Source organism: Hymenobacter volaticus (assembly GCF_022921055.1).
GTDB lineage: Bacteria > Bacteroidota > Bacteroidia > Cytophagales > Hymenobacteraceae > Hymenobacter > Hymenobacter volaticus.
On the sequence record NZ_CP095067.1, the window covers coordinates 86,759 to 100,898 of the forward strand.

The 14,140-nt window shown below is 52.4% G+C and carries 13 protein-coding genes and 1 pseudogene; 5 read left to right on the top strand and 9 right to left on the bottom strand.

Annotation, left to right across the window (positions count from 1 at the left end; translation table 11 throughout):
- Nucleotides 1-385: 385 nt before the first annotated feature.
- The 4 genes from MUN86_RS29270 to MUN86_RS29285 form a co-directional block, all read right to left on the bottom strand.
- Nucleotides 386-976, bottom strand: a complete 591-nt coding sequence (locus tag MUN86_RS29270) for a cysteine hydrolase family protein (RefSeq protein ID WP_245127440.1) — start codon at nt 974-976, stop codon at nt 386-388.
- A gap of 709 nt (nt 977-1,685) precedes the next feature.
- Nucleotides 1,686-2,423 carry an SDR family oxidoreductase gene (locus MUN86_RS29275; RefSeq protein ID WP_245127441.1) on the bottom strand — a complete coding sequence of 246 codons (738 nt, stop codon included), beginning with the start codon at nt 2,421-2,423 and terminating at the stop codon, nt 1,686-1,688.
- Nucleotides 2,424-2,814: 391 nt separating this feature from the next.
- Nucleotides 2,815-3,636: a helix-turn-helix domain-containing protein gene (locus MUN86_RS29280; RefSeq protein ID WP_311182598.1), complete on the bottom strand. Its 822-nt coding sequence runs from the start codon at nt 3,634-3,636 to the stop codon at nt 2,815-2,817.
- A 198-nt stretch (nt 3,637-3,834) separates the two neighbouring features.
- Entirely contained in the window at nt 3,835-4,353 is a 519-nt protein-coding gene (locus tag MUN86_RS29285; protein WP_245127442.1) for a putative immunity protein, read from the bottom strand.
- A 296-nt stretch (nt 4,354-4,649) separates the two neighbouring features.
- On the opposite strand from MUN86_RS29285, the gene MUN86_RS29290 reads away from it, so the two are divergent.
- The 3 genes from MUN86_RS29290 (at nt 4,650) to MUN86_RS29300 (ending at nt 6,486) form a co-directional block, all read left to right on the top strand.
- Nucleotides 4,650-5,294 (top strand): hypothetical protein, encoded by a 645-nt coding sequence (locus MUN86_RS29290; RefSeq protein WP_245127443.1) that lies wholly within the window; start codon nt 4,650-4,652, stop codon nt 5,292-5,294.
- A 324-nt stretch (nt 5,295-5,618) separates the two neighbouring features.
- Nucleotides 5,619-6,011 (top strand): hypothetical protein, encoded by a 393-nt coding sequence (locus MUN86_RS29295; RefSeq protein ID WP_245127444.1) that lies wholly within the window; start codon nt 5,619-5,621, stop codon nt 6,009-6,011.
- 202 nt (nt 6,012-6,213) lie between these two features.
- Entirely contained in the window at nt 6,214-6,486 is a 273-nt protein-coding gene (locus MUN86_RS29300; RefSeq protein WP_245127445.1) for an acyl carrier protein, read from the top strand.
- Between the two features lie 22 nt (nt 6,487-6,508).
- On the opposite strand, the gene MUN86_RS29305 is transcribed toward MUN86_RS29300, so the two are convergent.
- The 4 genes from MUN86_RS29305 to MUN86_RS29320 form a co-directional block, all read right to left on the bottom strand.
- Nucleotides 6,509-6,988, bottom strand: a complete 480-nt coding sequence (locus tag MUN86_RS29305) for a GNAT family N-acetyltransferase (protein WP_245127446.1) — start codon at nt 6,986-6,988, stop codon at nt 6,509-6,511.
- Nucleotides 6,989-7,079: 91 nt separating this feature from the next.
- A complete protein-coding gene (gene lgt / locus MUN86_RS29310) occupies nt 7,080-8,012 on the bottom strand; it encodes a prolipoprotein diacylglyceryl transferase (RefSeq protein ID WP_311182602.1) in 933 nt (310 codons plus the stop codon).
- 48 nt (nt 8,013-8,060) lie between these two features.
- The gene (locus MUN86_RS29315; protein WP_245127447.1) at nt 8,061-8,255 is read right to left on the bottom strand and encodes a hypothetical protein; all 195 of its coding nucleotides are present in this window, start codon (nt 8,253-8,255) and stop codon (nt 8,061-8,063) included.
- On the bottom strand, nt 8,252-8,758 hold the full coding sequence (locus MUN86_RS29320) for an RNA polymerase sigma factor (protein WP_245127448.1): 507 nt from the start codon (nt 8,756-8,758) through the stop codon (nt 8,252-8,254). The genes MUN86_RS29315 and MUN86_RS29320 overlap by 4 nt, the downstream gene beginning before the upstream one ends.
- Before the next feature lie 716 nt (nt 8,759-9,474).
- On the opposite strand from MUN86_RS29320, the gene MUN86_RS29325 reads away from it, so the two are divergent.
- Nucleotides 9,475-9,723, top strand: coding sequence for a hypothetical protein (locus MUN86_RS29325; RefSeq protein ID WP_245127449.1), 249 nt, complete (start codon nt 9,475-9,477; stop codon nt 9,721-9,723).
- Nucleotides 9,724-11,028: 1,305 nt separating this feature from the next.
- Here MUN86_RS29325 and MUN86_RS29330 read toward each other — a convergent pair.
- A complete protein-coding gene (locus MUN86_RS29330) occupies nt 11,029-11,931 on the bottom strand; it encodes a ScyD/ScyE family protein (RefSeq protein ID WP_245127450.1) in 903 nt (300 codons plus the stop codon).
- An 853-nt stretch (nt 11,932-12,784) separates the two neighbouring features.
- Here MUN86_RS29330 and MUN86_RS29335 point away from each other — a divergent pair.
- A pseudogene (locus tag MUN86_RS29335) lies at nt 12,785-13,891 on the top strand (NADH:flavin oxidoreductase).
- Nucleotides 13,892-14,140 lie beyond the last annotated feature (249 nt).

Genomic DNA, 14,140 nt, shown 5'->3' on the forward strand with positions numbered 1-14,140 from the left:
GCTTTGCTTTTGGCTTGCTTGGTGAAGGTCATTACAAAGTGTGCGCCCTCACTGTCAGCCACAGTCAGCACAGTACCAGTTAACGGCCCTCCACTAGGGCATTGAACCCGGGACAGGATGCCCAGCTCTTAGTTCGACCGCATTTTTACGTGCTGCGAACTGTGGGGCATTCCCTAAGCCAATATCCGTCCGGCAGGGGCACTGAAGATGTTATGGATACCCCGCTGCGGCCAGTTAGCTAAGTAGTTGATGAAGTACTACGCCCACTTGAGGCTCGTGTAGATGATGATGGTTTTGGTGCTAGCCAACCAAGGAAGGCTCCTGTTTTCTAAAGCGCGGCTCCACTGCGTGGTTGGCAGAGGATTGAAATTTGCCAGTCCCTGACTTAAGCCAGCTGTTGGCTTGCGCTTAGTTGCTTGATTACCGTAGCCGTGTTTACGACTGTAGCAAACTCCCCATTCAAACTTGCCAGGGCAGTTTGATGGATGAGCTCGGCATCAAAACTTTGGGAGCCAATTCCTTTTTTGTTGAAGGTAGCACTGGCGTCGGCTACTAAGAAGGTAGTGAACCCGAAATTGCCAGCCATCCGGGTAGTAGTCGAAACACAGTGGTCGGTGGTGAGGCCCGCAATAACCAAGGTTGTAAGGTGCTGCGCGTCTAGTTGTTGTTTGAGGTCGGTGCCGATGAAAGCGCTGTTGACATTCTTAGGGACCACCGTTTCGCCGGGGAGGGGTTGAAATCCCTCCTTGAAGTCGTGGCCTGCCTGGCCGGGCCACAAGGGCGAAACCGGATTGGTGGAACTATGCTGCACGTGAAAAATTGGCAATTGGTTAGCTCGCCAATACGCCAAGAGTTGCGCGGCATGGTCTTCGGCGGTGGGGTTGTTGCGTTCCCCACCCCAATAGGCTACGTCATCAAAGCCCTTTTGTATGTCAATGAGCAGCAAAGCAGGGTTGTTTGTCTGGGAGAGAAGCATTGTAGCGGAATTAACTGGTAAAGCGTGTTCAACTGGTGCCCAATAAGGCAATGCAAGCATTCTGCGCTTTGCGGCCTCGTATGTTGGGCGCCCCAAGTTCGGGAGCATCGGTCAAACTAAGGCCGAAACTCAGGTTTCTATTCCCAACCGTAATCGGAGGTGGCCCTATTACCGAAGTTGTGAATCATACCGTTTGGGTCTGAAGCCGAGTGACCACGGCCTAAGACTACACCAGGAAGGCAAAAGTATTTTCAGCGCTAGCCGCTCCCATTGACTTTTGTCAAGAGTTATGCCCCCAGCGCCCACACGAAACCAGGAGTTGAATCAACTTTCATTTGAGTACTGAAACCTGAACAAAAACTGCTACCCTGGTTTTATAATACAACGGCTTTCGTGATCTTGTCGCTTTACTAATTGTTGATTGCTAGCCATTGCTCAACAGTGGCTAGCCGGCCCTTTAGCGTGAAATGCAGCACCAGTCGCCTAAAAGACCTGCCTAGTTATTAAACGCACAGGCAACGTGCCCATCTTTAGTCAGTATGCCCGCCCGTGCTAACGCGAACAACCCGTGCTACCAGCAGGGCAGCACGGGTTGTTACAGGAGTTTTGTTGAAGCAAGCCTGTTCTTACATCATCTGCGTGGCGGTGTACTTCGCCGCGTGCGAAGACAAGCTTTCGGGACTTAGCAGTACCTCATGGGGTCTCATTGTTACCACGGGCAAGTGGCAGGTTTCGGAAAGTATTCTTCACTGAAATATTTTCCGGTTGGGCCATCTGGGCCAATCAGCGCATACTTCACGATGCGTTGCCCAGCCTCCTCTACCGTGCTCGTGCCTTGGTGACCAGTGAAGTCGGTTTTCGTCCAGCCCGGACATACCGCATTGACTTTGAAGGGGGTGTCGCGGAGTTCGTAGGCTAAGTTGATGGTGTACATATTCAAGGCCGCTTTAGACGACTGGTACACTGGATACCTAGCGGCGAAATTGTTGTTGTTGAGGTCGGCGTACAAGGTAAGCGAAGCCATGGCAGTGCTCACATTCACGATGCGTGGTTCCACTGCTTTTGCCAGCAAATCCATAAACGCCTGGGTAACCCCAGCCGCACCGAACACATTCGTTTCAAACACCACTTTAAACTGCGCGAGGGAGGCGTCAAGAGCCGATTGGGGTGCCCCTCCAGAAATACCGGCATTGTTGACCAATACATCCAGGACCGGCGTTTTTTCGCCAATGGCCGTACGGGCGGCCCGGATAGAGTCTGGATTAGTGACATCGAGTTCGACGGCTTCGATGTGTTCGAGCCCGGCGGCGTGGAGCTTTGTCACGGCAGCAACTCCATTTGCCAAACTACGGCTCCCGACATAAACGAAGAACCCGTGTTGGGCGAGCAAGCGCGCTACTTCCAAGCCAATACCTTTATTGGCGCCAGTTACTAATGCTGATTTCATTTGATTAATTACTTGAAAAAGAAAGAATTGAAAAACCAGCGGGGAAATCCAACTGGACGAAATAGTTTACTCGTCAAACCATGCGCGCTAGTCGACTGAGCATGCCGCTGCGCATCTAGGTGTCTGTTTTCAGACCGCTTTGCTGAACACTTGGAGTTGTGGAAGTCTGGCTCGTAAGCCCGTCTTGAACTAGAGGCCAGACCGTCGCTTCTGTTAGAGTACGAGCTTGCCAGAAGTCAAGCACATGGCCAGACTAACGACTTACCGACGGCCGGTGCGCTGTCCATGTGGGCAAAGGTTTTTTAAAGAATGCGCCAGTTCAAATTAGACACACGAATCCCTGGCAGCCCGTAGTGGGACCCCCGCGAACATAGCGCCGGATGGGCTCTGGCTAGTGACTAGCCACCTGACCGGTTAATGCGGTAGGGGGATAGCCAAACTGCTTTTTAAAGGCGTAAGAAAAGTGAGACAAGTTCTCGAAGCCTGCTTCCTGATAGAGTTCCACGGGTTTTCTTTGCTTTTCCACTAAGTGGTGATGGGCTAGTGCCAGTCTTTTCTGGGTAAGCCAGCGTTGCGGACTTAGCTGAAATGCCTTTTTGAAATCCCGTTTAAACGTAGTCAGGCTGCGACCAGTCAGCTGGCTGAATTTGGCCAAGGGAATGTTGAACATGTAATTCGTTTCCATGAACTCAGCCAGGTCGATTTTGCCTACTTCCGAGAAATCGGCTAGCACGCTGTCACTTTGCGGGTCCAGACTGCGGAGTATCTCAATGGCTTCTTCGGTTTTAACAGCGACGAGCTTTTCCTGTAGTTTATTTTCGAGCTCTAAGTAGGGAAGCAGGGAAGCGAAGAAACTGTCCAACAAAGGGCTTTTCGCAAAGGGCAGGATGCCGGAAGCTGGAGGAGGAGGCAAGCTTAATTTATTCTTGGTGTAGTACTCCCGCAGAATGGCAGTGGTTAGCCGCATGATGACGGCCTTATAAGACAATCCATCTTTGGGGTAAGCAATTAGGGTCGCCAATTGATTTCGCGGTACTAACAGGGTATCACCCAAGCCAAAGGTGTAGATGCGGTCGGCCAGGACTACTTTCAATTCACCGGAGAGGATGCGCACCAAGACATTCTCTGCTAAGAGCATTTCCGCCCGAAAGTGATGGTCTTCGGTGCAGGTCTTCACAATGTCCGCGTTGCGGTTTAGGTTTATCTGCTTCACTGCGATACACTAAAATGCTCCTGGTTAATTTGACGCCTTCTAGCGGCCTCAATAAGGCTTTTCTGCCAACGTCTTCCCCTGCGTAAGCTAGAAGGAGAAGGTGTTAGCAGAGGTGCTTGTAGACAAAACAAAAGTAAGTTGTCTTCCTCCAGCTTAGTTTGTTTAAAAGGCCGAATTTGCTTTGTTCAAAAGGCCAGCTTATATGCTGCTGAACACAAACCAGCAAACATGATTTCTCGCTTGCTGGTCCTCAAGCACTAGGTCGCGAATGGCAGCAGGGAGCTGGTCTCGCTGCCATTGGCATTCTCTCCGCCCTATTTCCTCTTTCAGCTCCTCTGGTACGGAAGCTCTTACGGCCCGAAGGGCATAAGCTGCCGCCCCTAGTTCATGGGCCGCGACGTGCGCTACTACGGCCGCTTGACCAGCCGCGTAGGCGGCATTGCGAGCGGCGCCGCTCAACGATCTGGCTGCCGCCATGGCCTGGCCTCCTGCTGCCCGGCACTCCATCATCCGAACCTCCCCGCGCACCCAGGCCCGAATCTGCTCAATGGCTCGGCGGGGTCGTGGGTCCGAAGGCTGCACCGATTCGAAAAAGGGTAGCACATGTTCGGCACAAGTTGCCGCCCACAAGGCTAGCAGATGGTGATTGGAATCGGTCAACGTGCCACCCCGTCTAAGGGTAATGAGCCTAGGGTCTCTTTCTTTGATTAAGATCATGTGCCTGTTGATTGGGAGAGCAATGAAAGCGCAGGATAATACTAGCAAGGGACAGAAAAAGGCGTTCAGGTGCTTTCAACAAGTTGCGTCCGCTCGAATACCCTACTGTAATGAGCAGGCCTCTGCACGACTGCCATTTGTACAACCTTGTTGCCGATCTGGTACAGCATTATCGTTCCGCAACTAGCATATACTAATAGTCTTCTCAGCAATGCAACGGTTGGCGTCTGCACCGGCTCTTCCATGCGCTGCGCCTTCCCTGTATCCGGTCTCTACTCCCTACGCTTCCTCCTATCATGAAGCTACTTTTATTTTGCTTGGCCTTTCTTACTACGCCTGTGTCCATGCATGCGCAAGAAAGAGTAATTCCAGTACCCCGTTCGCCTCGTTATGAAGTGGGAGTGGAAGCGCTCAATTACCGGCCTTTTTCCAGCTCGCAGTGGAAGGGACTCACGGGAGGATTCGTGCGCTACACCCGCCAACGGTTCGGCTTGCGAGCGGCCGTTAACGCTCGCCACAAAACAACGCAAACCCCGGAGTATTGCGCGGATTGTGCGGTTGGCGAGACGCAAGAAAAAACCCTCAAGTTGGGGGTAGGAGCCCAATATGCGTTGCTTAGCCACCACCCATGGCTGTACACCTTTTTAGACGTTTACTACCGCCGCAATCAAACCACTGGCTCTTACACGGGCGGCTTATGCGGCTGCTTGGATTATACGTTCACCTCTACTCGTAGGGGTGGTGGGGCCCAGACCGGGGTAGGCGCCCAAATTCACCCAATAAGATATTTTACGCTCTCGCCCGAACTGTATTACGAAGGTTTTGTGGCCCGTGCACAAAGCTTGAATCAAGACCATAGAACGGGAGCTACAACCCGCAGAACGTGGTCGGAAACGGGGCACTTGCCGGCCCTGAGGATCTTGGCCACAGTGGCCTTCTGAACCTTTCGGCCCGGTTCACCCTTGATTTAGACAGCTCTTGGCCTAAACCCTATTATCCGTCAAAACGGAACGAAAGCGAGCTATCAGGGTCCAGAGCAAAGTTTATAGACCTGCTTCACTGGTGAAGGCAGTTGGTTTACCACGAATACGCTTGGCTCAGCAACACGAGCACTCCGGCCAGCAAGTAGAAGCCAAAACGTTGAAGTTTACGGGTAGGCGTATGGTGTTCACACATGGGACCCTAACAAGGGTGAAGATAATTGGGTTGCATCTCGCTCACACTGCTGCTTCAAGTTAGGGGCAGCTTCAATTTCACTTGATTTTATGAATATGACGATCATCAACCGCCTCTTGTGCGGGCTCGGACTCTTAGCAATGGGGTGCAAGGAGGGAGTTGAAAACCCAACTGTTACTTCCGAAACCTGTGCGGCCGGGCTACCCACGGTCAAGACGGTTAAAAACGTGGAAGGCCGCATCCTCTTCGATGCGGCTTTGCGCCAGTATTGCATCTACCGGGCGCTGCCGGGAACAATTGATGAGATGGACATGGGCGTGCTGTGCGGGACGCTGCCGGCGCCCTTGCAGCAAGTGGAGAGCAAGGTCGTGTTCAGCGGCACGTACACGCCCTACGACCAGGTACGCCCGGCGGCACCTGTTGGCACGCACTACTATTATTTGGAAGTAACCCAAGGCAAAGTGCAGACGAATGAAGAGTAGTTAGGAATACCAGAAGCGGATTCTGCAAACGAACCGGTTGGTGTCCTGGCAAGGATTACCTCAGCAGACACGCTCGAAATAGAGACCTTGGGAAGGCAACCTATTTGTAGTCTACCCGCAGGCAATCCAGTGGCTGTCCAACTGCGTTTGTCTGATGAATGGTAGCCGTTCTTTCTTGTTCGTCTTTAGTGTATTGTGACCAATGACTGTCTCCGCGTCCTCGATAGGGCGCCAACTACTTGGCAAGCGGGTGCCCCAGCTTGCTGCAGCCTTGCACCTGCAACGCGACTTGCAGCTAGATTCCTTGGATATTGTGGAGCTGGTGATTTGCTTGGAGCGGCAGTGTCGCATCGTCCTGCCCGACGCTGAATTCGAGAGTTGGCAGACCGTGGGTGATGTGTACCAGAGCCTGAAACGACACGAAGCCGGCTACTTAACAACTTGCTGGCGCTGCCTAGTTGATTTCCTGAGCTGAACGGTTGAGGCTACTTGTCGCCTTACAACCCTACTTCTGTTGAGGAGCTTAGCTTATTGGGACAGGCTGGCGGTGCGGTGCCAAACTGTAAAAGCTGATAGGCATCGTTGCCTTGCCCGCTACTACCCGCTTGCAACCACCCGTTCTTCAGGTAAAAGGTTAGCGCCCGCGTATTTCGGGTCAAGCACTTAAGCGTGTACGGAAGAGGCAACCACGAAGTGAGGCTGGCCAGCAAGCGCTGGCCGATATCTTGGCCCTGGTAAGCCGGCGCTACGAAGAGGTGATGCACAAAGCAACTGGGCGGCCACACCGAAATAAAGCCTACCACAGGTCCCTCAGCCAAAGCCGCCACCCAAATTGTTTCGCCCTGGGTTTGCGACGCGAAGTCGGAGAGTTGAAAAAGAACTGGATCAACCCACGGAAAAGCAGCTCGTCGCGCCTGTAAGAACAGGTGAGCTAAGGCTTCTGTATCGCTAAGGTAGGCCAGCCGGATCAGGAGCATGCAAAATTCGCTTACGTGGTTTTTCTATTCGGCGGACTTGTCGTGGCGTCAACTCAACCGAGAACTTCGGCCGAGGCCGGCGCAGGAGAAGCTAGCATACAGGGGCATGACTGGCGGGCTTGCCTGGCCACCGGCCCGCGTGAAGCATCACCCATAGCCCGAGCAAAATCAGTGGTATACTCAGCAACTGCCCCATATTAAACAGTAAATGTTGCTCGAAGGCCACCTGATCTTCTTTCAGGAACTCGATTCCGAAGCGAAACGAGAAGAGCAACGTCACAAAACTGCCAAACAAGAGCCCCCGGGGTGTTTGCTCACGGTAGTGGTTCCATAATCCGTAGAGCAGCGCAAACAGAAATACGCAAAACAGCGACTCATAGACCTGAGTTGGATGACGAGGTACCGCCATTCGAGACGAAGCAGTTGGCAGCGTACCTGGAGCCAGTAGAGCTAAATCTTGGCCCGGCTGCACCAGCACCGCGCCAACAGGTAAGGGTAGTGCTGGTGCTTGCAAATGCTCGCTGGCACGCGGGAACACAACTGCCCACGGCACCTGCGTTGGCTGCCCCACAATTTCCGAGTTCATCAGATTGCCAACACGAATGCAGGCCCCACCTACCGCCACCATAATCACGATTCGATCGAGCACCCATAAGTAGTCGAAGTGATGGCGTCGGCTGAAGAGCCAGGTGACCAGCAAGATGCCAATGGCAGCCCCGTGGCTGGCAAGTCCGGCCCACGGGAAAACAAAGAAAATTTCTAAAGGATGCTGGGAGAAATATGCCCAGTCGTAGAACACGCAGTGCCCCAAGCGCGCGCCTAGCACCGTACCGAGAACCACATATCCCGTTATTGAATCCACCCAAAACAACGGTACGCGTTCGGTCCGGAAAATGTGCCGCAGCCCGAACGAGCCTAGCACAAAGCCCGAGGAAAAGAAAACACCATACCACGTCAGCTGCCAAAAGCCGAAGTTGTAGAGTATGGGGCTGGTCGTCCACGTGAGGGCGGCAAACAAGTTCATCGGGAAAAAGATAAAAGTGAAACAGCAAAAAGGCGTTGACGCGTCTTTTTAGCAGCCGCCCAAGGCGAAAGACAACAGCACCAGGCACAGGTGCAGCACAGCACGCCGCGGACGCAGTGCCCAACGGGCGGGGGGAGGCGAGGGCGTAAGCAGCGCGGCGAGTTGTTGCTCGCTCCACAAATCATGCTCCTCGACCTGCTGCTTATGCGCCTTCCATAAGGCATCAAGTTCATTTAGATTCATAGCAATTGCCCCTTTAGGCGCTTTTCTAGTTTGCCTTTAATGCGATACAGACGGGTGCTGACCGTGGTAGTACTCAGGTCCAGCAAGGCGGCAATTTCTTGGTAGCCATAGCCTTCCAGGTGCAGCAAAACCACGGCTTTGTCCACGGCCGAAAGGTGGTGGATTGCTTCATGCAGAGCGTCGGCAGCGTCCGCTGGCGCCACTAGGTCATCTGGGTTGGGCAGGTGTTGCAGTTGCTCGCTCCAGCCCACCCATTGCGGCTGCGCTTTCGCTTGGCGAAGGCGAGAGAAAATCGTGTTGAGCGCCACCCGGTACATCCAAGTGGCCACGTGGGCAGTGGCATTGAAAGAAGGATAGGATTTCCAGAGTTGCAGCACAATCTCTTGAAAAGCATCCTGCCGATCTTCTGCCCGCAGGTAATAAATGCGGCACAGGCTATGCAGGCGCCGCTGGTGCGTCGATAAGAGGCGAAGAAATTCCTGCTGGAGCGCGAAGGAGGACACGAGAAACGGGAGAAGACGGCAGACAGGAATATTAGTCGCAAGCCGTCGGCAAAAAGTCACACGGAAGTAAAATATATTTTTCGCAATGGAAAATAAAAGCTTAGTGCTGCTAATGAATTGCGACTAGGGGCGGGAGCGGGGAGAGCGGAACTTCGCTGTTTTCTGACACAATCTGGGCTGGCAGAATTCAACATGATTGCCTTGCCGAAAATTCTTTTCATCCTATTGTAGCTTTCGTTGCTAGGCTGCAACAGCAAGTGCTAGCATAGAAAAGCAATGAGTGCTGCTTGATAAATAGGAGGCATTGACCGAGTGAAAAGAGACATTGACCCAGGAAAATTGCCATTGTTAGGGTCCATTGGCACCTTAGCTTCGATTTCTGCTGCTAAAAGGTTTTTTCACTCTCTTTGCTATGTTTTACTCGCTCACTATCCGAATCCGACCGTCAGTGTATCGTTCCCGAGTAACTGCCCTCAACCATCATGCTAAGGCGATAAGGAGGCGAGCAATTTGTCTTAGGATAGAAGCTGGTAGTTCACCGGGTCTATTGGACCGGCAATCTTAGGCATAGTGATAAGTGCAGGGTCGCTATTGTCGGGCCACAAACTCCTGAGCACATTATCCGGTAGGCCGCGGTAGGCTGTTAGTTCCGGTGTCGCTTCACCCCACAGGCCCATTAATACGAAGAAAAGGAACGATTACTTTACTTACGCTACATGGATTCACCCAACGCAACACGTTACGCCAACAGCGCGGAAGCGAAAAAGTGCTATCTAAAATTCACTCAGTTGGTTGCTGGAGTTGCTGAACGCTATCAGGCCTACTTGGAAAGCGAAGGCCTTGCTATTGCGGCTTGTTATCACTTAAGCTTTCACTATGCCAATGCTCGCCTTCAGATCAATCCAGGGTTGCCCTTGCACTTGTACCAAGAGTTGCGCCAGTGCTTTGTGGAAAGCTTTGGGTAAGGTAATGCTCTATAGGGCAATGAAGTGTAGCGTATTCATGGCTTGCACGAGCCTTTCGCAGTAGTTGAGGGCAAGCACAACTGGTGAGAGTAGAATAAACGAATATATCGAGTTCGGCGTTGGGCCGGCCCAACGTCATGGTGGTGACTACTTGCTATTGCTCAAAGGCTGATCAAGCCAAAGCTCGATCAACAGGCAGGCTACCAGTAGTAAGCATATGAGTAAAGCCTGTCCAAGGCGGAGCAGGTGCCGAATCTGAGCAGGCGAGTTTTTCACTGAGACCCATGCTAATTGACAGTCGTTGCTCGCGGCATTACCATAAAAAAAACTCTACGAGCAGGGCTAAAACGAATACGGCGCAAGACAGGGCAGATAAGCCTACTTGGTCACGAAAGCTATAAGGAGTATAATCTTGTTTCATGTACTACAAATTGTTGCGTATGAATAATGTACAAACACACATAGCATAGTGCAAGTATAATGCCAAGCTCATCCACAGCAATTAGTTTAGCGCGACTAGCTAGTCGAATGTTCCCACTCTTGCTTCTGCTCACGACAGGGTATTGTTTAGAATGAAAGAGTTGAATTGGCTTACCCTAAATTTATGTGAAGAGTAGCGAGACTATCAGTTAACCGACAATACAGTCTTACTCCGTTTATGGCAACCGTACCACACTCGAAAAGGGCAGTGGATTGAAGTGTATTCGCATCCAGCCACCGGCTAAACAATTATTCAGTTCCGCTCGACCCAGCAATGATTCCGCGCAGGTACTCATCTATACCAATTCCGTTAGCAGGTAGCTCCGCCCTACAATGGCCTAGTATAAAGGACAGCAGTAGTTGCTGCCGCTTAGCGGCTAAAAGTTGGCACCAGACGTGTGTCAGTGTTAAGTGTTGGTTGACGGTCAGCGTAAATCAGGCTGTTTATTGGTAATCAACTAATGCAGCTTCAAGCCAACAAAAAAGCGTCCTCAGCCACGGCTAAAGACGCTTTTTGTGTAAGGCTCTGCTGAAAATAAAAACCCAGTTGCTCCCTCAACCCGCCTAAGGTAAACCACCCAGCTCGGCAACTTTGCGACGAAGTAGCATATTACTTTTAACGAAAGAATCAGCTAGGCTGGTGGGTTACGCATCTTAGCGAACTTAAACTGCCACTTTTTATGGGCACTGCTCAACTAATCGCCAGGAACGGGCAATAAGCCATAGGTCAGTATGTTAGCTTCTGGATGGTGCCGTCGCCGTTGTTGAGCACGTAATAAGTCCGAATACCGGCGCGCTCGATATCAGTAGGTCTATCCAATCCATCTAGGAGCGCAGTGCCCCCGGCGTTGGCGATACGGCCGCTGCGTGGCACAAAGCCTGGGGAGGCGGCGAGAATGCAAACTGCCCGTACTCGGTGACGATGGGCTGGTAATTAACCGACAAAGTGATGTCGGTCAGGGTAGTAAAGCCGCTCTTGTACACGCTCACGATGCCGGCAGGGTCCACTTGGTATATATTGGCCGTGCCCCTAGTAAACGGTCCTCCGCTCAGGGTGGTCACTAGAAACTTGCGCCCGTCGTACACGATGCCTGTAGGGACGGCTTCCTGCGTCGCTGTCACGTTTGGTAGGCGGGCAAAAACGCTCAGCGCCCTGGTCGCGCTATGGCGTTTGATGATGGCATTGGCCCCCGAATCCACGATGTAGAGGTGGCCGTCCGGGCCGAAGGTGAGGTTGTAAAGATTGGTGTTGACGGGGTCAGTTAGCCGCTGGGCCCGCACAAACGTACCAATATCCTCGCTCGGCAAGCTCTGGGCCGTGCGGGGCGGGTCACCTGGCTTGAATGTGGAAACATCAACGGTGTAGAGCTTGCCGGTACCCCCTTCTAATACGTAAAGCGTACCCTCGTCATACAGTATGTGGCTGATGCCTTCGGCCGTGCCGTTGGCCAGCACCGAGGCAAACCCGGTCAGGGCCGGATAGACCTGCCCATTGGCCGTCACTAGCGAGATGCGCGCGTCGTTCTGTCCAGTGCCGCTTTCGCTAACCCAAAGCTGCCCCCGGCTCCCCACGCTCAGGCCGATGGGCTTGACCAGGTTTTGCGCAAATGGAGTCGCCGTAAAGCGGGTAGGCTCGGGGATAAACTCGTAGTTCCCGTCGTCGTCCTGACAACCGGTAGCCGTTCCTAGCGCCAGCAGCGCCAGGAGGAAGTATGATTTCCGATACATAACAGGTAGGATGGTGAAACATGAATATAGTGATTATAAATATAAACATTAAGCTAGTTGAATATTTGTTAGTGCTTATTGTTGAGCTGATTGTCAATTCATTAAGCAAAAATTCTTCGCTAACATGCCAGGAACAGAGTCGAGCATATCGAGTAAGTAAAGCCTTATTAAGCTTGTCGATAAACAAGTCCATCCTCAACAGAGAGGCACCTGGCATAGAAAGCCGAACGGCAGCAGTCGGCATTCTAGTTAATGGCAAACGTGTATCTGAACTGGCAAAATTCTGACGTGGCGTTCCAGCTTCGATACAGCCAAAAGGCTGTTTCATACCGGAACTCCGAGGCACTTTGACCTAACTTGGTGACAGTAACTGCATATTGCACTTCCACCCATAATGGAGGCGAAACCGCGACTTCACCCACGTTCCCACAGTGGAGTTGCGGGTGCCACTAGATTAAACGTAGGCCCATAGTGGTTACCTACTGGTAGCCAAAATACGGCACACATGCTGGCGCTCAGGCCGGCTTGTGCCTTCACCCGCAGCGGGGGCTAGGCAAGGGTAATCATGAACACAGCCCACCCTCCAAGGCAAAGAAGAAAAACCCGAGGCACAGCGCAAGAATAGCAGAGTGGGGGTAAGCAAAAGAGTAACGGATACTGATTGGGATTGCATGCCCCGGGGCCAGCGACGAGGAGGAAGTTTTCTCTGTGCTGAAGTTAGGCCTTGCCATAGCTGATTGAAAGCAGCCAGTAGATGTACAATAACTAGTAACCGCAAGCCTTTTCTAAATAATTCAATCAACTAAGTCCTTTCCAGGTTACTATCTACTTTTTCACCTAGCCTTTCTTTTTTATGGCTTCTAATGCCTTGTTCAGCCCTTTTTCGCTGAAATCCTTGCAACTCAAGAATCGCATTGTCATGGCGTCTGTGACGCGCTCCTTTTCGCCTAATGGCGTACCAGGTCCCGACGTAGCCGCGTACTACCGCCGCCGGGCCGAAGGCCAGGTGGGCTAGATTCTCTCGGAGGGAACCGTCATCGAGCGGCCCGCTTCGTCGAATGAACCCAATGTGCCGCATTTCTATGGCGAGCAGGCGCTGGCCGGCTGGCAGCACGTCATCAACGAAGTGCACGCGGCAGGCGGCAAAATGGGCCCTCAAATCTGGCACATGGGCGTGATGCAGGACCATCCGTCGGGGTGGAAACCGTCTGAGCCCTTTGAAGGTCCCTCAGGCTTGGTTGCGCCCGGCACGCCAAAAGGTAAGGCGATGACGGAAAATGATTTGGCCGACACAATTGCGGCCTTTGCCCAAGCGGCGGCGGCGGCTAAGCGCTTAGGGTTTGATTGCCTAGAACTGCACGGCGCACATGGTTATCTGATCGATCAATTCTTCTGGGACGGCACCAACCAGCGTCCGGATGGTTACGGTGGTACTACCCTGCCCGACCGAAGCCGCTTAGCAATCGAACTTGTGCAGCAAGTTCGGCAGCAAGTAGGCGAAGAGTTTGTAATCAGCCTGCGTCTCTCGCAGTGGAAACAGCAGGATTTTGGCGTCAAACTGGCTCATACGTCCCAGGAAATGGAGGCGTGGCTCGCGCCCCTAGCTGCAGCTGGCGTAGACATCTTTCACTGCTCGCAACGCCGCTTTTGGGAGCCGGAATTTGCGCAGGAAAACTCGGATTTGAATTTTGCTGGATGGGTAAAAAAACTAACCGGCAAAACGACTATTACGGTTGGGTCGGTGGGCTTATCCGGAGAGTTCCTGGCTGGTTTCGCCGGCGAAGCGTCGGAGCCTCGCTCCTTAGACGAGTTGATGCGCCGTCTAGACCGGGAAGAATTCGATTTAGTCGCTGTAGGCCGTCAGTTGATTGTGGATCCCAGCTGGGTGGAAAAAATTCAGCAGGGCCGCACCAACGAGTTGAAAGGCTACAGCCGGGAAGCACTCAGCACGCTCGTTTAACTCTGGCGTCAGGGATTCCTTGCTGTTAATAGGATCGGGAATGCCGTTTGGATACTAATTCAGGCGGCATTACTATTTAGCGGCTGGTGCTTCTTGCACTAGTAAAAAGTGGCTTTGCTGCGACCTACAGAAGTAAGGCCGGCGGGCATGAAGTAGTAAATTCAACTTGGCTACTTATTAACCTTAGGTACAAGGTTTGATACTACATAGCTCTACAAGCGCCTTAACTAAGTCTTATAGACACTATCA

What these genes read in the sequence shown, in the direction of transcription:
- MUN86_RS29270 (WP_245127440.1), bottom strand. Translation starts at nt 976, where the DNA reads ATGCTTCTCTCCCAGACAAACAACCCTGCTTTGCTGCTCATTGACATA.
- MUN86_RS29275 (WP_245127441.1), bottom strand. Translation starts at nt 2,423, where the DNA reads ATGAAATCAGCATTAGTAACTGGCGCCAATAAAGGTATTGGCTTGGAA.
- MUN86_RS29285 (WP_245127442.1), bottom strand. Translation starts at nt 4,353, where the DNA reads ATGATCTTAATCAAAGAAAGAGACCCTAGGCTCATTACCCTTAGACGG.
- MUN86_RS29290 (WP_245127443.1), top strand. Translation starts at nt 4,650, where the DNA reads ATGAAGCTACTTTTATTTTGCTTGGCCTTTCTTACTACGCCTGTGTCC.
- MUN86_RS29295 (WP_245127444.1), top strand. Translation starts at nt 5,619, where the DNA reads ATGAATATGACGATCATCAACCGCCTCTTGTGCGGGCTCGGACTCTTA.
- MUN86_RS29300 (WP_245127445.1), top strand. Translation starts at nt 6,214, where the DNA reads ATGACTGTCTCCGCGTCCTCGATAGGGCGCCAACTACTTGGCAAGCGG.
- MUN86_RS29305 (WP_245127446.1), bottom strand. Translation starts at nt 6,988, where the DNA reads ATGCTCCTGATCCGGCTGGCCTACCTTAGCGATACAGAAGCCTTAGCT.
- lgt (WP_311182602.1), bottom strand. Translation starts at nt 8,012, where the DNA reads ATGAACTTGTTTGCCGCCCTCACGTGGACGACCAGCCCCATACTCTAC.
- MUN86_RS29315 (WP_245127447.1), bottom strand. Translation starts at nt 8,255, where the DNA reads ATGAATCTAAATGAACTTGATGCCTTATGGAAGGCGCATAAGCAGCAG.
- MUN86_RS29325 (WP_245127449.1), top strand. Translation starts at nt 9,475, where the DNA reads ATGGATTCACCCAACGCAACACGTTACGCCAACAGCGCGGAAGCGAAA.
- MUN86_RS29330 (WP_245127450.1), bottom strand. Translation starts at nt 11,931, where the DNA reads ATGTATCGGAAATCATACTTCCTCCTGGCGCTGCTGGCGCTAGGAACG.